The sequence below is a fragment of the Myxacorys sp. genome, from assembly GCF_059501405.1.
The window spans coordinates 1-15,739 of record NZ_JCACCM010000079.1 but is presented as its reverse complement, the minus strand read 5'-3'; the positions used below and the strand labels follow the sequence as shown (position 1 = coordinate 15,739).

Below are 15,739 nucleotides of genomic sequence, written 5' to 3'. Positions count from 1 at the left end.
GTTGGGAAGCTTAATGACTTGCAGTAACAATGGCTGTCATTAACTCTGTCATCTTCCAGCGGCCGGTATATCGAATGTTATTGATAAATAGGGCTGGAGCAGTCGTTACTCCACTCTTCCATCCACTTTCGATATCTTCATGGATGCGATCGACATGCACTTGTTTAGACAACTCTTTGAGAAATTGAGGGATATCAAGCCCTAAATCGTTGGCGTACTCGACAAGATAACCGTTCTCTAACTGTTGTTGATGGATAAATAAAGTGTCGTGCATCGACCAAAACTGTCCTTGTGCAGCGGCTGCTTCGGCTGCTTCGGCTGCCCGTTGAGCATGAGGATGAATCTGTGTTTGCGGAAAATGACGGAAGAGCAAGCATAAATAATCTTCTCCAAAAGCAGCACTAAGCTCTCGTTTGATCCCTTTAATCAGCTTGTAAACGTCTGCACTTCTGGGGTCTTGATAGTCTCCATACATTACCAGCACGACCTTAGCACTCAGCACACCCTGCATCCAATCTTGGGTTGAAGGGGGTACAAGTAAGAAACTGTGGCTACGATCGTCGTTCATTTTTCTACATCTGCATCAAGCCTGGAACCTGGCAATAAAAGCTGGAAAAAACCTTATGATTTAGGGCATTCCCAGCGTCAGCAATGTGAACGTGAGCTGAATAACTTGGAGATCGGTGATGGCTGCGTTAGCCTAGGTTTCGCCAACGGCGAGCAAATTCCTCTAGAGCTGATCTAGAAATCTGGGATTGCAACCATTCAAACGCCTCTTTTTGATAGGGATAGTTCGATGGCTCGTAGTAAATGGCTGCATCAGTCAGTTGAATTGGCGCATTGCCAACTCGACGAAGGGCTTGCCAAGTTTGAGTGCCAACGATGCCATCTGCAACAATGCCATTCTGCTGTTGAAACTGAACCACTGCGGCGCGAGTCGCATTGCCAAAAACTCCATCGACTGTAATGTTGATTCCTTTGGCATTCAGCAATTGTTGTAGCTTAGTGACAGCAGCACCAGAATCGCCTTGGCGTAGCACTGGGTCTGTCGCTGTGGCTGTGGGGGTAGAAGCCATAGATTTGTCTCCACTATTTAGGGTTGAAAATTTGATCAGGTTTACCGCTCTAAAGGAGCATGATTTGCCGGATTGGATGCACTTCTGGCGAGGCTTGCCCAGTTGTGATCCCGCAAATAAGATTCAAGATTGGTTAGGCTAGGAAATAGGTGCTGAAATTAGGCAAAGTTCGCTGCGTAACCCACGTTCTCAAACCAACGATACAGGATTGCTATTTCTGCTCCAATTCACCTGCTCAATCCATTGACTGCATCTCTATTTGCATAAACTCAATATAGGAGATCGCTTTCAAGCCGTCGTCTACAGCAAGTTAAAATTTTTGCAGTACAAATTGATAGAGCAAGCATGCCATCGCAAAGTAGGAGGCTGACTATAACTCAAGTTAGAATCCGAATTCAATCGAAAGTACACCCTACAAACTGACAATGCCGCGTTTAACAGCAACAATCACCGCTTGGGTGCGATCGCTGACATCTAACTTATTCAAAATCCGATTGACATGAGATTTAACCGTGCCTTCACCAATACTCAAAGCAGTCGCAATATCGGCATTACTCATCCCCTGCGCCAGTGAGCGGAGTACTTCTAGTTCTCGTTCACTCAGTTCTGGATTGCTGAGGCGCTGTACCAACTTTGCTCCCACATCGGGCGGAATGTACTTCTGACCCCGATGAACGGTACGAATCGCATTCAGAAGCTCGTCCGGTTCAGTTTCTTTCAACAGGTATCCTTTTGCGCCTGCCTGCAATCCCCGGTAGATATCTTCGTCGCCATCATACGTGGTTAGTACAATAATCCGAGCAGATTTAGCCGTCGCACAAATTGCACCGATGGCTTCTACTCCTTCAACTTCAGGCATTCGTAGATCCATCAGTGTGACATCCGGTTGGTGTTCTCCAAATAGCGCGATCGCCTGCTCCCCATTCTCAGCTTGGGCAATCACCTGCATATTTGGGTCACGGTTAATAATCGTGGCTAATCCTTGCCGAAAAATAGCATGATCGTCTGCAATCAGAACCCGAATGGTTATGGCTTGGCTCATCGTGGCGCTACTCCCGGTTGACGGTGACAATCATCTCTGTTCCTTGCCCAGGTTGGCTCCGAATCGTGAGTTGTGCGCCGATGCGCTCTGCCCGTTCGCTCATGCCCAGTAAGCCAAACCCCTCAGAGGATGGAATACTGCCAACTCCAAAGCCCTGTCCATTGTCTTTCACGCGCAAGCAAACCTGATCGCGATCGTAGATTAGCTCCACTCGGATTTCGTCAGCATTGGCATGTTTAATCGCATTGGTTAATGCTTCTTGCCCCATCCGCAGTAGATTACTCTCGACTTCAGTGGGGAGAGCATACACTGCCCCCTCGATCTCATAGTGCAAAGTGGTATCCATTGCGGCAGCTCTAGTCTGAGCGACGAGACGATGGAGAGCGCTCTGTAAACTGCCCTCCTCCAAAAGCTGAGGACGCAGCGCGACGACCGATCGCCGCGCTTCAGTCAGTCCAGTTCGCGCCAATTCTTTGATCAGATCCAGGTGTGCCCCAGTTGCTTCTACATCATCCGTTAACACCTGGTTTGCCGCTCCCACCTGAGCCAGAATGCCTGTAAACGCCTGAGCGAGTGTGTCGTGAATTTCACGCGCCATGCGGTTGCGCTCCTCTAAAATTGAGGCTGCTTCTGCTTGTTTCAGTGCCGTAATATCTCGCGCCAGCCAAATCACTTGGTCGTGGTCGATTGGAGCAATGCGAGCCGAAAACCAGGCTTCTCGTCCATTTAGAAACACACTGTACTCGACTGTGAGGGTTTGTTGGGTTCTCAGTACCTGCTGAATATAACCTAGAAATTCATCAGCTTGTTCCTTTCCGAGTTGATGCATGGTTTTACCAATCATCTCCTCAAAGGGTTGCCATAGCAGATTTGGTTCCAGTACCATTATTTCAAGGAGTCGCCCTTCAGCAGACAGTACAAAAAATGGATCGGGAATTGCCTCAATTAGAGTCCGTAGCTTTGTCTCTGAGGCTTGTAGGGCTGCTTCTGCTTGTTTGCGATCGTTAATGTCAACGTGGGTTCCCAACATCCGCATGGGTTGACCTGATTCGTCCCAGGCAACAATTTTGCCAACAGAAAGAGTCCATTTCCACTGACCATCCTGGGTACGCTGGCGATACTCTGCTTGATAGCTGGGGATTTCTCCAGCAATGTAAGCACGGTAGGTTGCGACAACTGAGTCTCTGTCATCAGGATGCAAACGAGCAATCCATTCGTAAATGGGTTCGTGGAATGTTGCTGGATTGTAGCCCAGCATTAAAGCGTATTCCGGGTTGACAGTTCTTTCTTCAGTTTTTAAGTCGAGATCGTAGAGTCCTTGATTTGAAGCGGTTAAGGCTAAGCGTAGTCGTTCTTCACTCGTTTGTAGAGCGGCTTCTGCTTGTTTGCGATCGCTAATATCTACAACCACCCCTTCGATGTATCCATCGGCTGAATTCAGATAAGAAGAGAAAAGTACCCAAAACAATGTCCCATCTCGTTTCCGCACCTGGGCTTCAAAGTTTCGCACTTCCCCATCCCGCTTCAGCAACTCAAGGAATTGTTGGCGATCGCTGGGATTGACATAGTAGCCTGCGGTGTGTTCAATCCCAATGATCTCCTCTGGTGAGTCAAAGCCATACAGATTGGCAAAGCGTTGATTGGCATCGAGAATTAATCCATCCGAGAGGCGGGTTCGGTAGATGCCAACCTGCGAGTTTTCAAAGATAGTTCGGAACTTAGCTTCACTGCGTTGTAACGCGGCAGTTCGTTCTGCGACCTGTTGCTCTAAAGTGCAGTTGTAGTCGGCTAGGAGTTTCTCAGCTTGTTTGCGCTCTGTAATATCCTGAAAGGTAGCGATCGCATAAGTGATATTGCCCTGTTGATCAAAAACTGGTGTTCCCCGTGCCTCAAGTAGAATTGTGGCATGATCTCGACGAATTTCTATATCTTCAGTCCTGATGCGTTCGCCCCTTAATGCCCGCACAGCTGGCAAGTTCTCCGCTGGATAGATTTGATCCGTTCCCGCTACATAAAGCTGATAAGCCTCTGAGATCTGCTCCGGTGCTATGGAAGTATCAGTTTCTTTGCCCATGATTTGATTGCCGCATTGGTTGGCATAGTAAGGGCAACCCATCGCATCCACGATCCCAATTCCCACCGGAATCGCTTCGAGGAACTGGGTGATCTTGCTTTCCTTAGCCTGCAGTTCTGAGTAAAGTTTGGCATTTTCAATGGCGATCGCTGCTTGAGTCGATAATAGCTGCAAGACCTGCGATCGCTCTGGTGTAAATACTCTAGCTGCTAACCGATTTTCTAAATACAATACACCGACCAGCTTGGCTTGATTCAGCAGCGGCAAACAGAAAACAGATTGAGGCTGGTTCTGTTGAATGTATGGCTCATTAACAAAAGCACCTTCACGAGTCGCATCATTTAAGGTGACAGGCTTCAGAGTCCGAATCACATATTGAATGATTGATTCTGGCAATTGATCGGCAATTGGAATAGACTGTAACACCTGAGTCGCACAAGAATTCTCATCGGTATTGAGTTCACAAGCCGCTTCAATCGACCATTCTCCTGAGTTTTCTAAAATCAGATAGCCGGTTTGTGCGCCAGCATTCTCAATTAAAGTTTGCATCAGTGATCGCAGCAGTTGCTTCAGTTCAATTTCGCGAGAAATCGCCTGTGAAGCTTTCATCACTGCTGCTAAATCGAAAGTAGTATGGAAGGGATTAGAGATAGTTTTAGCAGTAATAGGAATTGATGCGGAAGCGGCTCTAGACGACTGAGGAAAGAACTGTGGATAGCGAGTTTCTAAGTCTTTAACTTTAGCAGTTGCGCCCCAGCGATCGTAGCAATAGTGCGCTTCTTTCATGTAGGTCTGAGCAAACTTTTCCCGACCTCGCGCCAGATAATGTTTTGCTGCTAATTCATAAGCTAATGCTTCTTCTTGGATAAACTCATGCTCAGTAGCACCTGCGATCGCCCGTTCATAAAGTTCCTCAGCCTCGAAGAATTGCCCTAAGACTCGCGCTTTCTCTGCTTCGACTAAATAAAATTTATGGAGATAATTCATTGGGGCATGACTCGCCCACTTTTGCATCTTTTCTTGATTAGAGCTAACACAACTTAGCCAAGCTGCTTTTTCAGAGTTTGAAGCATCGAGCAATAGGCTCAAAAGCGTTAGAGAATGGTAGAAACAGAATACAGGTAAAACCTTTATTGCTGTCACCTCTTCAAAATGTTGCCTTGCCAAAATAGCAGTCTGTACAGCTTGACGGTGTTCTTCAAATAGATAACACAACATGACTTTGTGCAAATAGAGTATCTGAATTGCATTTCCATCTTTAACTGCAATAGCGTGTGATAACGCCTGTTCTTCATTATGTAGCCTACTAACTAAGCGGCTGGAATTCTCAGGACTATCTTGCAAACTAAGAATAGTCTGCCGCAATATTGCCAGCCAATTCGAGGGACTTTCTCGTCTAATTTGGTCAATCGATTTGCTGTAAAATGCTGTTTTTTGTTCCAGTTGGGTAAGTTCCTCCCCAGCAAAAAACGAGTTATAGCACACGTCATATGCAGCATAACCAGCAGTTTCAAAGTCTCCAGTTTCTACTCCATCTTGATAGGCATCAGCCAGCATGGGTATTGTGTTCCTAAGATGCACCTTCCAGTGCATGATGTGGGTACTCGACAACATTAATGCTTTAGCATTCCCTTTTTTGGTATTCAATCGTTCTGCCAAGCTGAGAGCCAGTTGTCCAAATTTATAACCGAGTTCAATGTCTTGAACAACTCCACATAGAACAGATCCGTAAGCAGCATAACTATGTGGTGACCAGGTAGTATTACCGTAGTTAATTGACAGATTTACCCTCTTACATACAATCAGTATCCACAGTGCTGGTAACGTTATAAATGCAGCAGACCCCATATTCGTTGAAATTGACACAGCTGCCAGTGGTTCTGGTGCAGTCATCTCTGGTAAATTAATTAAGTCTTCGATTTCTCGTTCAGCAAGTACTGCAGCCGTTGACTCCAATTCCCTTTGAATATCTGCCTGACTTGGATTTTCTATTAAATCTATTCCCAAGAGCTTTAACGCTTCCAATCCAGTTTTTAGTACTTCTTTCAGGTTGCCCTGTGACAAATATCCTTGAATTCTGCTATCGTAAGCCTGTACTTTGTCAACCACTGTTTTGGCACGATCGAGTACCACTTCTACCAACTGTTCCATCTCATCAAAGCGACCCTGGAGATACGCCGCTTCTGCTGCTTCTGAGTACAGCGCTAAGGTAAGGTCATACTCACTCTGCCAACTCTCTGAATTGAGGAGTTTAAGCCCTGTAGTGAAATACTTAAAAGCTGCTTCATAAGCCGTTGCTGCCTTTGCTTTCTGACCTGCCGTTAAATTCAATGTGGCAATTTCAGTTCGTTCTGGTTGAGCAGTGACAAGCTCCGTTCCTTGATCGAGATGATCCACAATAGTAAACAGTCGATCGAATCGTTGCTCCGGTGAAGTTTTTTCGAGCAAATTGCGACCGATTTGAAGATGAACAACCTGTTTCTGTGATTCATCAATTAGGGCATAAGCCGCTTGCTGCACGCGATCATGCAGAAACTTATACTCTTGAACCAGCAAGTCTTCGTCCAATTCAGACAGAGGTTGAATTAATCCAGCTTGTATTACTGCTAGTAGATCCTGGAAAATTGCTTTCGGTGATTTTTCGCAAACGGTTCCTTCGGAGTTGCGCTCTGCGCTAAGCGCCAACGTTTCTAAATCAAACTCAGACCCAACACAAGCCGCTATGCAGAGAGTTTGCTGTGTTGCTTCCGGTAATTTTTGCAATTGACGCAGCAGTAACTCCACCACATTATCGGTGATATCTTGAGCTTCAATCTCAGCTAGGTTCCACTGCCAACTCAACTGTTGGGCATCAAAGGTTAACAGGTTTTCGCTATGCAGCAGCTTCAAAAATTCACCAACAAAGAAAGGGTTGCCCTCGGTTTTACGCAACACGACTTGGGCTAAGGAACGAACGGTATCAGGATTGCAATGTAATGTCTCAGCTATCAGTTGAATCAACGGTTCCAGCGTTAAAGGAGTCAGGGTAATTTCTTGAATCGCTACACCCTGATTTCGCAAGCTCTCCAGCATCAAAATTAATGAATGGGTTGAAGACACTTCATGATTTCGATAGGCTCCGATCAAAAACAGGGATTGAGTTTGCTCGTCAAGCAATATGAGTTCGATTAACTTCAACGTTGCAGAATCGATCCACTGTAGATCGTCTAAGAAAATGACCAGGGGATGCTCTTTTGCACAAAACGCCCGCATAAACCTTTGAAACGTGAGATTGAAGCGATTCTGTGCCTCAGTTGCTCCAACTTCGGGCACAGGCGGCTGCTTGCCAATAATGAACTCAACTTCGGGAATCACATCTATGATAATTTGTCCGTTGCTTCCCAAAGCAGTGAGTAGACGCGATCGCCATACTTCCACCTGTTCATTGGGTTCTCCCAAGAGTTGCTGCACCAACTTTTGCAGAGCATCGACGATCGCGCTGTAGGGAATATTGCGCTGGAATTGGTCAAATTTACCCCAGATAAAATAGCCGTGCTTTGCGGTGATCGGTTTAGAGAGTTCCTGTACCAATGCTGTTTTGCCGATGCCAGCATAACCGGAGACTAGCATCATTTCACGGACTGCCTTACTCCCTGCCACTCTGTCAAACGCCACCCATAATGCTGCAATCTCCGCTTCTCGCCCATACAGTTTTTGAGGAATGCGGAACTGCTCGGAAACATCTTGCAGTCCCAACGATATGGCGTTAATCTGTCCCATCTCCGCCAGTTGTTGGGCACAGCGCTCTAGATCTGCTTTGATGCCCCAGGCACTTTGATAACGATCCTCCGCATTCTTCGCCATCAGTTTCAAAATCAGATCCGAGACAGGTTGGGGGATCGTGGCATTCAATTCGTGCGGAGGAGTGGGCGGTGTAGCAATGTGACAATGAACTAGTTCCAGGAGATCACGGGTGGGAAACGGCAATTGTCCCGTCAACAGTTCGTAGAAGGTTGCACCCAGTGAATAAAAGTCGGTGCGATAGTCGAGCATCCGGTTCATTCGTCCGGTTTGCTCTGGCGACAAATAGGCGGGGGTTCCTTCTAGAAGATAGAGACTTTTGAAGGTGGGATTGGTGCGACTGAAGCGAGTGGCAATGCCAAAATCGATGATTTTGACAACGCCAGTGTTCGGATTAAAGACAATGTTGCCAGGATTAATATCTTTATGGATGACATGAGCCGCATGGATTTTGCCTAGAGTATCAGTAATGGCGATCGCCAGTCTCAGAAAAGTAGGTAAGGGCATAGGAGAGAAACCCGGTTGCTGCCGCATCCAGCATTCTAAAGACTCTCCACCAAAGTCTTCCAAAAGAATAACCAGCGTGCGCTGGTAGTCTTGCTGGCTGTATGCCTTGACGACGCCTTCAATGTTGAGAAAATGAGTAATTTCATACTCCTGCCGATAGCGAGTTAATTCCTGAGGAGAGGGATAATCCTGCTTGAAAACTTTGGCAATCACTGCACAGTTATCTTGCTCTCTAATGCCCCGATACACCAGAGAAGCTAAGCTCTCATAGATTTTGCTGTGGATAGTAATTCCAGGCAGGGTAATCATTGAATACTCCCCCGATGAAGGACTGTCATCCGTTTCCCAAAGTATATCGCTTGCCAAACTCCAGAATATAAAGCGCCTTGTGTAGATCTCTATATTTTGACTTGTAATTGCTCAACTCAGTAGCCGATCAGACTGGTGTGAGGCAAGGGCATGGGGAATAGACTGGAAGGCAGAGATACTCTGATGGTGAGCCGTATCCACCAACGACCGCACCTGGGCGAACAACTCCGCACCCCAATCAGAGCAAAAGCCATGGGTGACCTTGCGAAAAACCACGCTCCAGCGCAGTGCCTGTTCACTGGAATGATTGGTCGATTAATGGTCGATTGGTTGTATGAATGTACTTTCGATCAAGTTTGGATTCTAACTTAAGTTAGAGCCAGCCTTCTACTCCGCGATGGCATGGTTAATCTATCAATTTGCACTATAAAAAATTTAACTTGCTATAGGCGACAGCTTGAAGGCGACCACCTATATTGAGTTTATTCAAACAGTCATGCAAATGGAGCGAGCAAGTAAATTGCACGGTTCCATGCTTGAAGGCATGAATATTCAAGGTGCAACTGGATTAACGCACGCTCAAGCAGCGACGTTGAAAGCATTAGGAGCGATCGCATTGCTCTCAGTGCAGTCGCCTCCGATCTACTCGGAGCAAAGTACACCAGATATTCACTTTGGCAATATCAACAGCTTTCAGGAGAATTCAATGCAACCAGTACCAAACCAAGAGCGACAGACGGCTGAAGCTTTTGCCACTCATTTAGCACTTGTGGGTAAGGATGTTCAAGCTTGGGTAGATTTGTTTGCCGAAAATGCAGTCGTTGAGTTTCCCTATGCTTCCACGACACCAGGACGATTAGAAGGCAAAGAAGCCATCTACAACTACATGAAAGATGTGCCAGCACAAATGCAAGATTTGGTGTTTACCAACGTCCGGATCTACCCAACGTCAAATCCTAATGTTCTATTTGCTGAGGTTTATGGAGAAGCCGTCATTGTTTCTACAGGTCGTCACTATCAACAAGATTATGTAATGCGGCTGGAAACTAAAGAAGGCAAGATCATTCATTATCGCGAATACTGGAATCCTATTCCCGCCCTTAAGGCATGGGGTGGCACACAAAATTTGCGTCAATCTTTCAATGCAGATAGCGTAGCGTAGGCAAAGGAAAAAGCATGAAAATTGTGATTGCCGCAGCTTCCGGCAATATTGGACGACACGCTGCACAGAAAGTTGTTCAGGCTGGAGTCGAAACCATCCTTCTGACACGACAGCCAGAGAAGCTAGCTGATTTAGCGGCTCAAGGTGCTACGGTGAAGCCAATCAGCAGTGATGATCCTCAAGGATTGATCGAGGTAACACAGGATGCAGATGCTTTATTTTGGGTGACTCCACCGAAACTGGATGCACTCAGCTTACGCGATTGGTATATCCAGACGGCGATGGCTGGGGCTAGAGCAGTGCGTGAAAACAGCATCAAGCGAGTAGTCAACATTTCTAGCCTGGGTGCAGGTGCAAGTGAAGATCTCGGCACAGTTACATTTGTTGGGACTGTTGAATCGATTTTCAACCAAACGCTCTCGAATGTGCTGCATCTGCGTCCTGGTTATTTCATGGAGAATTTTCTAGGGCAAGTCAAGTTTATTGAGCAAGACAATGCCGTATATTTTCCCTACGCCAGTGACCATGATATTCCCTGGATTAGTACTGATGACATCGGTGATGAAGCCGCAAAGTATTTACTTGACGATCGTTGGGCTGGGCAATGGACTCGTAATTTGATGGGACCAGAAAATCTAACGCTTCCTGAAACCACTGCTATTGTTTCGCGAGTGCTGAATCGTTCGATTGAATATGTTCAAGTAACGGTTGAATCAATCCAGCAGCAACTATCATTGACTGGAGCAACCCCGGATGTACAACGAGAGTTAGGGAATCTGTTTCGTGCCCTTGGCAATCCTGATGGCATCTATGCAACAGCACGAACACCTGAAGCAATTACACCAACAACATTTGAGCAGTTTGCAATCCATAAACTACTCAAACACATTCTGGCTTAACACGCTAAGTGCTTCAGTGGAATGGCACTGAAACAGATTGGCTAACTCCATAAGAATCTGACAAACCATTGTAAGAATCTGAAAGCAGTCAAGCACTGGAATTCAATACACTTCAGATAGATAGAACAAAGAGAATCTTGCAGGACAACCGTTAAGTTTGCAAGCGAGAGTGTTATGACTCAATATGATTACATTGTGGTCGGCGCAGGTTCGGCTGGCTGCGCGATCGCCAGCGATCACTCATTCGTCTCCGCTACATTCTTCATTCACAATCTGGAATTTATCCTATGACCCACATTCTCCATTTAAATGCGAGCCCGCGTGGCGATCGCTCCATCTATCGCACGCTCTCTAAAGAGTTCATTAACCAGTGGAAAACCACTCATCCCAACGACACCATCACTTACCGTGATATTGGGCATCACCCTGTTCCTTTTGTGAGCGAAGACTGGATCGCGGCTGCATTTACTCCATCCGATCAACATACACCTGAGTTAGCCGCTGCAATTCAAATTTCCGACGAATTGATCGACGAGTTTTTATCAGCCGATCGCTACGTTTTCAGTATCCCCATGTATAACTTCAGCATTCCTGCCAACTTCAAAGCTTATCTTGACCAGATTGTGCGAGCGGGACGTACATTCTCCGTTGATGAAGCAGGTTACAAGGGATTGATTCACAATAAGAAAATGACGATCATTATGGCTCAAGGCGGAGCCTACCCCGAAGGTAGCCCTACTCACTCCTATGATCTACAAACACCCTACTTGCGACTCATTTTTGGGTTTATTGGTATCACGGATGTTGAGTTCGTCTATGCCGATAGCCTTAATCTTGGGGATGAAGCCCGGAATCTGGCGATCGCTAATGCCCAATCTGCTTTAAGAGCAGCGATCGCGCATTAACTATCATCACTTTTTGGGTAGCTAAAGTTTTTGAGGTCATGTGTAATGCAGGATCCACTAGTCGTGGGTACAGATGAAGAAACTCACCAGGTAACCGCCATCATTTCTCACTTCGTTCGATCTGGGCGCGAGCAAGGTTATGAGGAATGGTTGCACGGAATTGCGACGGCTGCTCACCAATTTAAGGGACACTTAGGAGTCAGCGTGATCCGACCCTGTAACCCCACTCATCCTGAATATGTGGCAATTCTCAGATTTGATCATTACAACAACCTCAAAACCTGGCTGGAATCTAGTGTGCGGCAGGAATGGCTGGAGCGGTTACAACCCTTGATTGAAAAGCCTGAAACCATTCAAACTCTAACGGGTCTGGAAACCTGATTTACGCTTCCCAACAAACCCATGAAGGCTCCACCCCCGCGCTACAAAATGGCGATCGTCACATGGCTGGGAGTGTTTTTTACGATATCTATTCTCAATCGTTTTCTAGTACCGCTCCTGGCTGGGCTTCCGGTATTGCTCAGAACGCTGTTGGTTACAGGTCTAACGGTTGTCCTGCTGACCTACGTGATTATGCCGCACCTCACTCAACTCTTTCGCAAATGGCTGTATCCCATTTGATCAAGTACATCTCTTGCACATTTACAGGAGCCTTCCATGTCTTGTCAACACCTGAACGAACTGACGCTAGAGACTATGATTTCAAAAGCCAATTACCCGGTATTCCGCTGTGAGGAATGCCTTCGGGTTGGCGATCGCTGGGTTCACTTGAGAATTTGTCAAACCTGCGGCAAAATGTTGTGCTGCGACTCATCCAAAAATCAGCACGCACGCCGTCATTATGAAGAAAGTGGACATGCGGTGATCAGTTCAGCCGAATTGGGAGAACAATGGCTGTGGTGTTTTGCCGATGAACAGCAGAAGAACTATTGATTAAGCTCCGCTTCCATTCACGAGGAAACCATGATGTCGAATCATCCGACCCCATTCTCAACAGATATTTGGCCGAGTTTACCCCTGGACGCATGGCAAGAGACCTATGCCACCTTGCACATGTGGACTCAAATCATCGGCAAAATCCGACTTGCCCAAACTCCGTGGATTAATCATTCCTGGCATATTCCCCTCTATTTAACCGTTCGGGGACTGACCACTTCCACGATTCCCTATGGCAGTCGCATCTTTCAAATCGACTTTGACTTCATTGATCATGAGTTGCTGATTCAAACCAGCGCAGGGGCAAGACGAGCGATCGCACTCTACCCTCGCTCTGTTGCTGATTTTTATCAGACTGTGATGGAAACGCTCAGAGCACTCGATCTTCACATCACCATTAACACCAAACCAAATGAAGTTCCCAATCCAATTCGATTTGAGCAGGATGAAACCCATGCTGCTTATGATGCGGATTATGCCAATCGATGCTGGCGAGTGCTGCTACAGTCCGATCGGGTCTTTCGAGAATTTCGCTCACATTTTTCCGGCAAGGTTAGTCCGGTTCATTTTTTCTGGGGGAGTTTTGATTTAGCAGTGACTCGCTTTTCGGGGCGATCGGCTCCTGAACATCCAGGAGGGGTGCCAAATCTACCGGATGCAGTGGCGCAAGAAGCCTATTCCCAGGAAGTCAGTAGTGCCGGATTTTGGCCCGGAGCCGGATTATCATATCCAGCGTTTTATTCCTATGCGTACCCAGAACCCGATGGGTTTAAGCAGGCTGAGGTTCGTCCTGATGCTGCATTTTACAATAAAGAGTTGGGCGAGTTTATTTTGCCCTACGACGCTGTCCGTGAGGCAGAATCACCGGATCAGATGTTGTTAGAGTTCTTGCAAAGCACCTACGAAGCTGCCGCCAGGTTAGGCAACTGGAATCAAAAGGAACTTCAGCAGTTGACGTTTAAGTCGCAACTGCATTCCTAAATTGGCGTCTAACTGGCAGATCTTAAGGAAAGTGTCAGAATTAAGACTTAAATGTTGAGCGAAATCCACTGTCTCTGATACTCTGGGGACTAACTTGAAACCGAACTCCCACATCGAGTTGATGCACTGTCCCCACTGCCATTCCTCACTCACGACTCAACTCAAACGCGCCACCAGCCTCGGCTACCCGACGTTCTATTGCCGGGAATGTCTATCGAGCTTCAATGAAGGCACAGGCACGCGGTTCAACTTCCTAGAAGTGTTCACCGATATTGTGTTTCAGGTGTTGATGGGTCGGTTGCGCTACAAGATGATGAGCCTGCGAGATGTCGCAGACTTCTTTCTGCTGCGCGGATGTGAGTTCACGCATGAAACGGTGCGGCATTGGGAAGAGCGATTTGCGCCTCTAGTTACCGAGCAACTGCGGGCAAAGCGCAGGGGTACGATGGGGAGGAACTGGCACGTCGATGAAACCTTCATCCGAGTCAAGGGTCGGTGGTGCTACTTGTATCGAGCGATGGATGAAGACGGCAATTTGGTAAACTCGCTGCTGCGGGAGCAGCGAGACATGGAATCGGCGCAAGTGTTTTTCGAGCAAGCGTTGGAGATGGCGCAAACACCGCCGAATCGAGTCGTGACGGATAGGCTGGCATCCTACCCGCGCGCCATCTCAGAGGTTCTGAGTGAAGCGGTCATCCATGAACCGGGAAGTTGTTTGATAATCCCATTGAGCAAGAGCATCGGGGGATCAAACACCGCTATTATCCGACCCTGGGCTTTGGGGCGTTTGAGTCGGTAGAGCGATTCTGTGGGTTGTGTCGCAAAAACTTATTAAGGACAACCGATCGATATCGTTTGCATTCGCTTAAGCAGCAATTCCAAAGAGTGCTTCAATCAACTTGGCTTGAGAGACACTATTCCCTTGTTTGATTCCTTTCACTTGTCCTTTACGAATGATGTTCATTGCCTCAATCCCTCTCAGGGTTCTTCTCGCACTATTGAACGATTTGAATCCCATCATGGGTCTGGTAATCCGCTTGATATTTCTGTGGTCCTGTTCAACCACGTTATGCAAGTATTTCACTTGCCGTAATTCAGTTGTTTCAGCGAGCGTCTCATCTTCTCTCAACGCTTCCATTGCTACTGGGTAAGCGGCATTCTTATCCACTGTAATCACCCGTGGCATCTGAGTGTGCTGAGCCTTGAGGACTTTACGAAAGAAGCGTGCTGCTGCCTTGCCATCCCGCTTGGCACTCAAATGAAGTCTAGGGTATTCCCTTCTGAATCGACTGCGCGATACAGATATTTCCACACACCCTTAATTTTGATGTAGGTTTCGTCGGTTCTCCAGGAATCATTCGTCGGCTTGAGGTAGGGTCGAATCCGTTTGTCCAGTTCGGGCGCGTACTTCAGTACCCAACGGTTGATCGTCGAGTGGTCAACCTCCACGCCTCGTTCCTGCATCATCTCCTCCAAATCTCGATAGCTCAAGGTGTAGCGACAGTACCACCGGACGTTGAGCAGGATGATTTCGGGCAGAAACTGCCGCCACTTAGATAGAGAAACAGTAGACATCGGAGGGCAAGAAGACAGAACGGGGCTTGTCAAGCTTACCATTGGCTAATTTTTGCGACACAGCCATCAGATGCACCTCGTCTTCAAATGCCCCTTACTCCGCTGCCAAGTGCTGCTGTAATCGCTGCTTGTACTGCCATAAATTTGCCGCTTGCCGCACAAAACTTGACCGACTCAACAAGTTCGGAAACCAACTGTGCCAGTGTCGGCGAAAATAGCTCCAAATTCCTTTATCACTGTCGTAGTGCTGATATTCCCCGGCAATTTCTATCGTCATCACTTCCGCGTCACTCAATCCTGGCTCAAATCCACGTCCTCGAATTGGTGCTGATTTGGTCAGGGTTTTCAGTTGATCGTCTACACAGCAATAGACTGCAATGATGAATTCCTCGATAGAATACATGCGTCTCACCTACTTTTGTTGTTTCTGTATCAAAAGCTGGTAGTCCTACAGAAGTAATGATTTGTTATAGGCGTGAACAAAGTACCAGAT

14 protein-coding genes and 1 pseudogene are annotated in these 15,739 nt (G+C 47.0%); 9 read left to right on the top strand and 6 right to left on the bottom strand.

Annotation, left to right across the window (positions count from 1 at the left end; genetic code table 11):
- Positions 1-10 precede the first annotated feature (10 nt).
- The 4 genes from AC5I6P_RS07995 to AC5I6P_RS07980 all read right to left on the bottom strand — a co-directional run bounded on the left by AC5I6P_RS07995 (position 11) and on the right by AC5I6P_RS07980 (position 8,788).
- Positions 11-568: a DsbA family protein gene (locus AC5I6P_RS07995; protein WP_495693222.1), complete on the bottom strand. Its 558-nt coding sequence runs from the start codon at positions 566-568 to the stop codon at positions 11-13.
- 127 nt (positions 569-695) lie between these two features.
- Complete coding sequence (locus tag AC5I6P_RS07990) at positions 696-1,076, bottom strand: peptidoglycan-binding domain-containing protein (protein WP_495693221.1); 381 nt, start codon at positions 1,074-1,076, stop codon at positions 696-698.
- Positions 1,077-1,488: 412 nt separating this feature from the next.
- Positions 1,489-2,118: a response regulator gene (locus AC5I6P_RS07985; protein ID WP_495693220.1), complete on the bottom strand. Its 630-nt coding sequence runs from the start codon at positions 2,116-2,118 to the stop codon at positions 1,489-1,491.
- Between the two features lie 7 nt (positions 2,119-2,125).
- Positions 2,126-8,788, bottom strand: coding sequence for a PAS domain S-box protein (locus AC5I6P_RS07980; protein ID WP_495693219.1), 6,663 nt, complete (start codon positions 8,786-8,788; stop codon positions 2,126-2,128).
- A 150-nt stretch (positions 8,789-8,938) separates the two neighbouring features.
- Between AC5I6P_RS07980 and AC5I6P_RS07975 the strand changes: the two genes are divergently transcribed.
- From AC5I6P_RS07975 to AC5I6P_RS07935, 9 genes are all read left to right on the top strand, one after another.
- Entirely contained in the window at positions 8,939-9,160 is a 222-nt protein-coding gene (locus AC5I6P_RS07975; RefSeq protein ID WP_495693218.1) for a hypothetical protein, read from the top strand.
- A gap of 85 nt (positions 9,161-9,245) precedes the next feature.
- Positions 9,246-9,950 (top strand): nuclear transport factor 2 family protein, encoded by a 705-nt coding sequence (locus tag AC5I6P_RS07970; RefSeq protein WP_495693217.1) that lies wholly within the window; start codon positions 9,246-9,248, stop codon positions 9,948-9,950.
- 14 nt (positions 9,951-9,964) lie between these two features.
- Entirely contained in the window at positions 9,965-10,849 is an 885-nt protein-coding gene (locus tag AC5I6P_RS07965; RefSeq protein WP_495693216.1) for an NmrA family NAD(P)-binding protein, read from the top strand.
- 287 nt (positions 10,850-11,136) lie between these two features.
- On the top strand, positions 11,137-11,754 hold the full coding sequence (locus AC5I6P_RS07960; protein WP_495693215.1) for an FMN-dependent NADH-azoreductase: 618 nt from the start codon (positions 11,137-11,139) through the stop codon (positions 11,752-11,754).
- A 45-nt stretch (positions 11,755-11,799) separates the two neighbouring features.
- Positions 11,800-12,135 carry a hypothetical protein gene (locus tag AC5I6P_RS07955; protein WP_495693214.1) on the top strand — a complete coding sequence of 112 codons (336 nt, stop codon included), beginning with the start codon at positions 11,800-11,802 and terminating at the stop codon, positions 12,133-12,135.
- A gap of 21 nt (positions 12,136-12,156) precedes the next feature.
- Positions 12,157-12,375, top strand: coding sequence for a hypothetical protein (locus AC5I6P_RS07950; protein WP_495693213.1), 219 nt, complete (start codon positions 12,157-12,159; stop codon positions 12,373-12,375).
- A gap of 36 nt (positions 12,376-12,411) precedes the next feature.
- On the top strand, positions 12,412-12,687 hold the full coding sequence (locus AC5I6P_RS07945) for a UBP-type zinc finger domain-containing protein (RefSeq protein WP_190440354.1): 276 nt from the start codon (positions 12,412-12,414) through the stop codon (positions 12,685-12,687).
- A gap of 30 nt (positions 12,688-12,717) precedes the next feature.
- A complete protein-coding gene (locus tag AC5I6P_RS07940) occupies positions 12,718-13,671 on the top strand; it encodes a DUF5996 family protein (RefSeq protein ID WP_495693212.1) in 954 nt (317 codons plus the stop codon).
- Positions 13,672-13,765: 94 nt separating this feature from the next.
- A complete protein-coding gene (locus tag AC5I6P_RS07935) occupies positions 13,766-14,470 on the top strand; it encodes an IS6 family transposase (protein WP_495693211.1) in 705 nt (234 codons plus the stop codon).
- A 66-nt stretch (positions 14,471-14,536) separates the two neighbouring features.
- On the opposite strand, the gene AC5I6P_RS07930 is transcribed toward AC5I6P_RS07935, so the two are convergent.
- Positions 14,537-15,246, bottom strand: a protein-coding gene (locus AC5I6P_RS07930) for an IS6 family transposase (RefSeq protein WP_495693210.1) whose coding sequence is annotated in 2 segments (ribosomal slippage) — positions 14,537-14,931 and positions 14,931-15,246 — 711 coding nt in all. Because the reading frame shifts where the segments join, the coding sequence is not laid out codon by codon here.
- Between the two features lie 97 nt (positions 15,247-15,343).
- Positions 15,344-15,649: pseudogene (locus tag AC5I6P_RS07925) on the bottom strand (IS982 family transposase); the annotation flags it as partial.
- Between the last annotated feature and the right edge of the window lie 90 nt (positions 15,650-15,739).

Bases quoted from the DNA above. Each gene is read 5' to 3' on its own strand.
- AC5I6P_RS07995 (WP_495693222.1), bottom strand. From the start codon at position 568: ATGAACGACGATCGTAGCCACAGTTTCTTACTTGTACCCCCTTCAACC.
- AC5I6P_RS07990 (WP_495693221.1), bottom strand. From the start codon at position 1,076: ATGGCTTCTACCCCCACAGCCACAGCGACAGACCCAGTGCTACGCCAA.
- AC5I6P_RS07985 (WP_495693220.1), bottom strand. From the start codon at position 2,118: ATGAGCCAAGCCATAACCATTCGGGTTCTGATTGCAGACGATCATGCT.
- AC5I6P_RS07980 (WP_495693219.1), bottom strand. From the start codon at position 8,788: ATGATTACCCTGCCTGGAATTACTATCCACAGCAAAATCTATGAGAGC.
- AC5I6P_RS07975 (WP_495693218.1), top strand. From the start codon at position 8,939: ATGGGGAATAGACTGGAAGGCAGAGATACTCTGATGGTGAGCCGTATC.
- AC5I6P_RS07965 (WP_495693216.1), top strand. From the start codon at position 9,965: ATGAAAATTGTGATTGCCGCAGCTTCCGGCAATATTGGACGACACGCT.
- AC5I6P_RS07960 (WP_495693215.1), top strand. From the start codon at position 11,137: ATGACCCACATTCTCCATTTAAATGCGAGCCCGCGTGGCGATCGCTCC.
- AC5I6P_RS07955 (WP_495693214.1), top strand. From the start codon at position 11,800: ATGCAGGATCCACTAGTCGTGGGTACAGATGAAGAAACTCACCAGGTA.
- AC5I6P_RS07950 (WP_495693213.1), top strand. From the start codon at position 12,157: ATGAAGGCTCCACCCCCGCGCTACAAAATGGCGATCGTCACATGGCTG.
- AC5I6P_RS07945 (WP_190440354.1), top strand. From the start codon at position 12,412: ATGTCTTGTCAACACCTGAACGAACTGACGCTAGAGACTATGATTTCA.
- AC5I6P_RS07940 (WP_495693212.1), top strand. From the start codon at position 12,718: ATGATGTCGAATCATCCGACCCCATTCTCAACAGATATTTGGCCGAGT.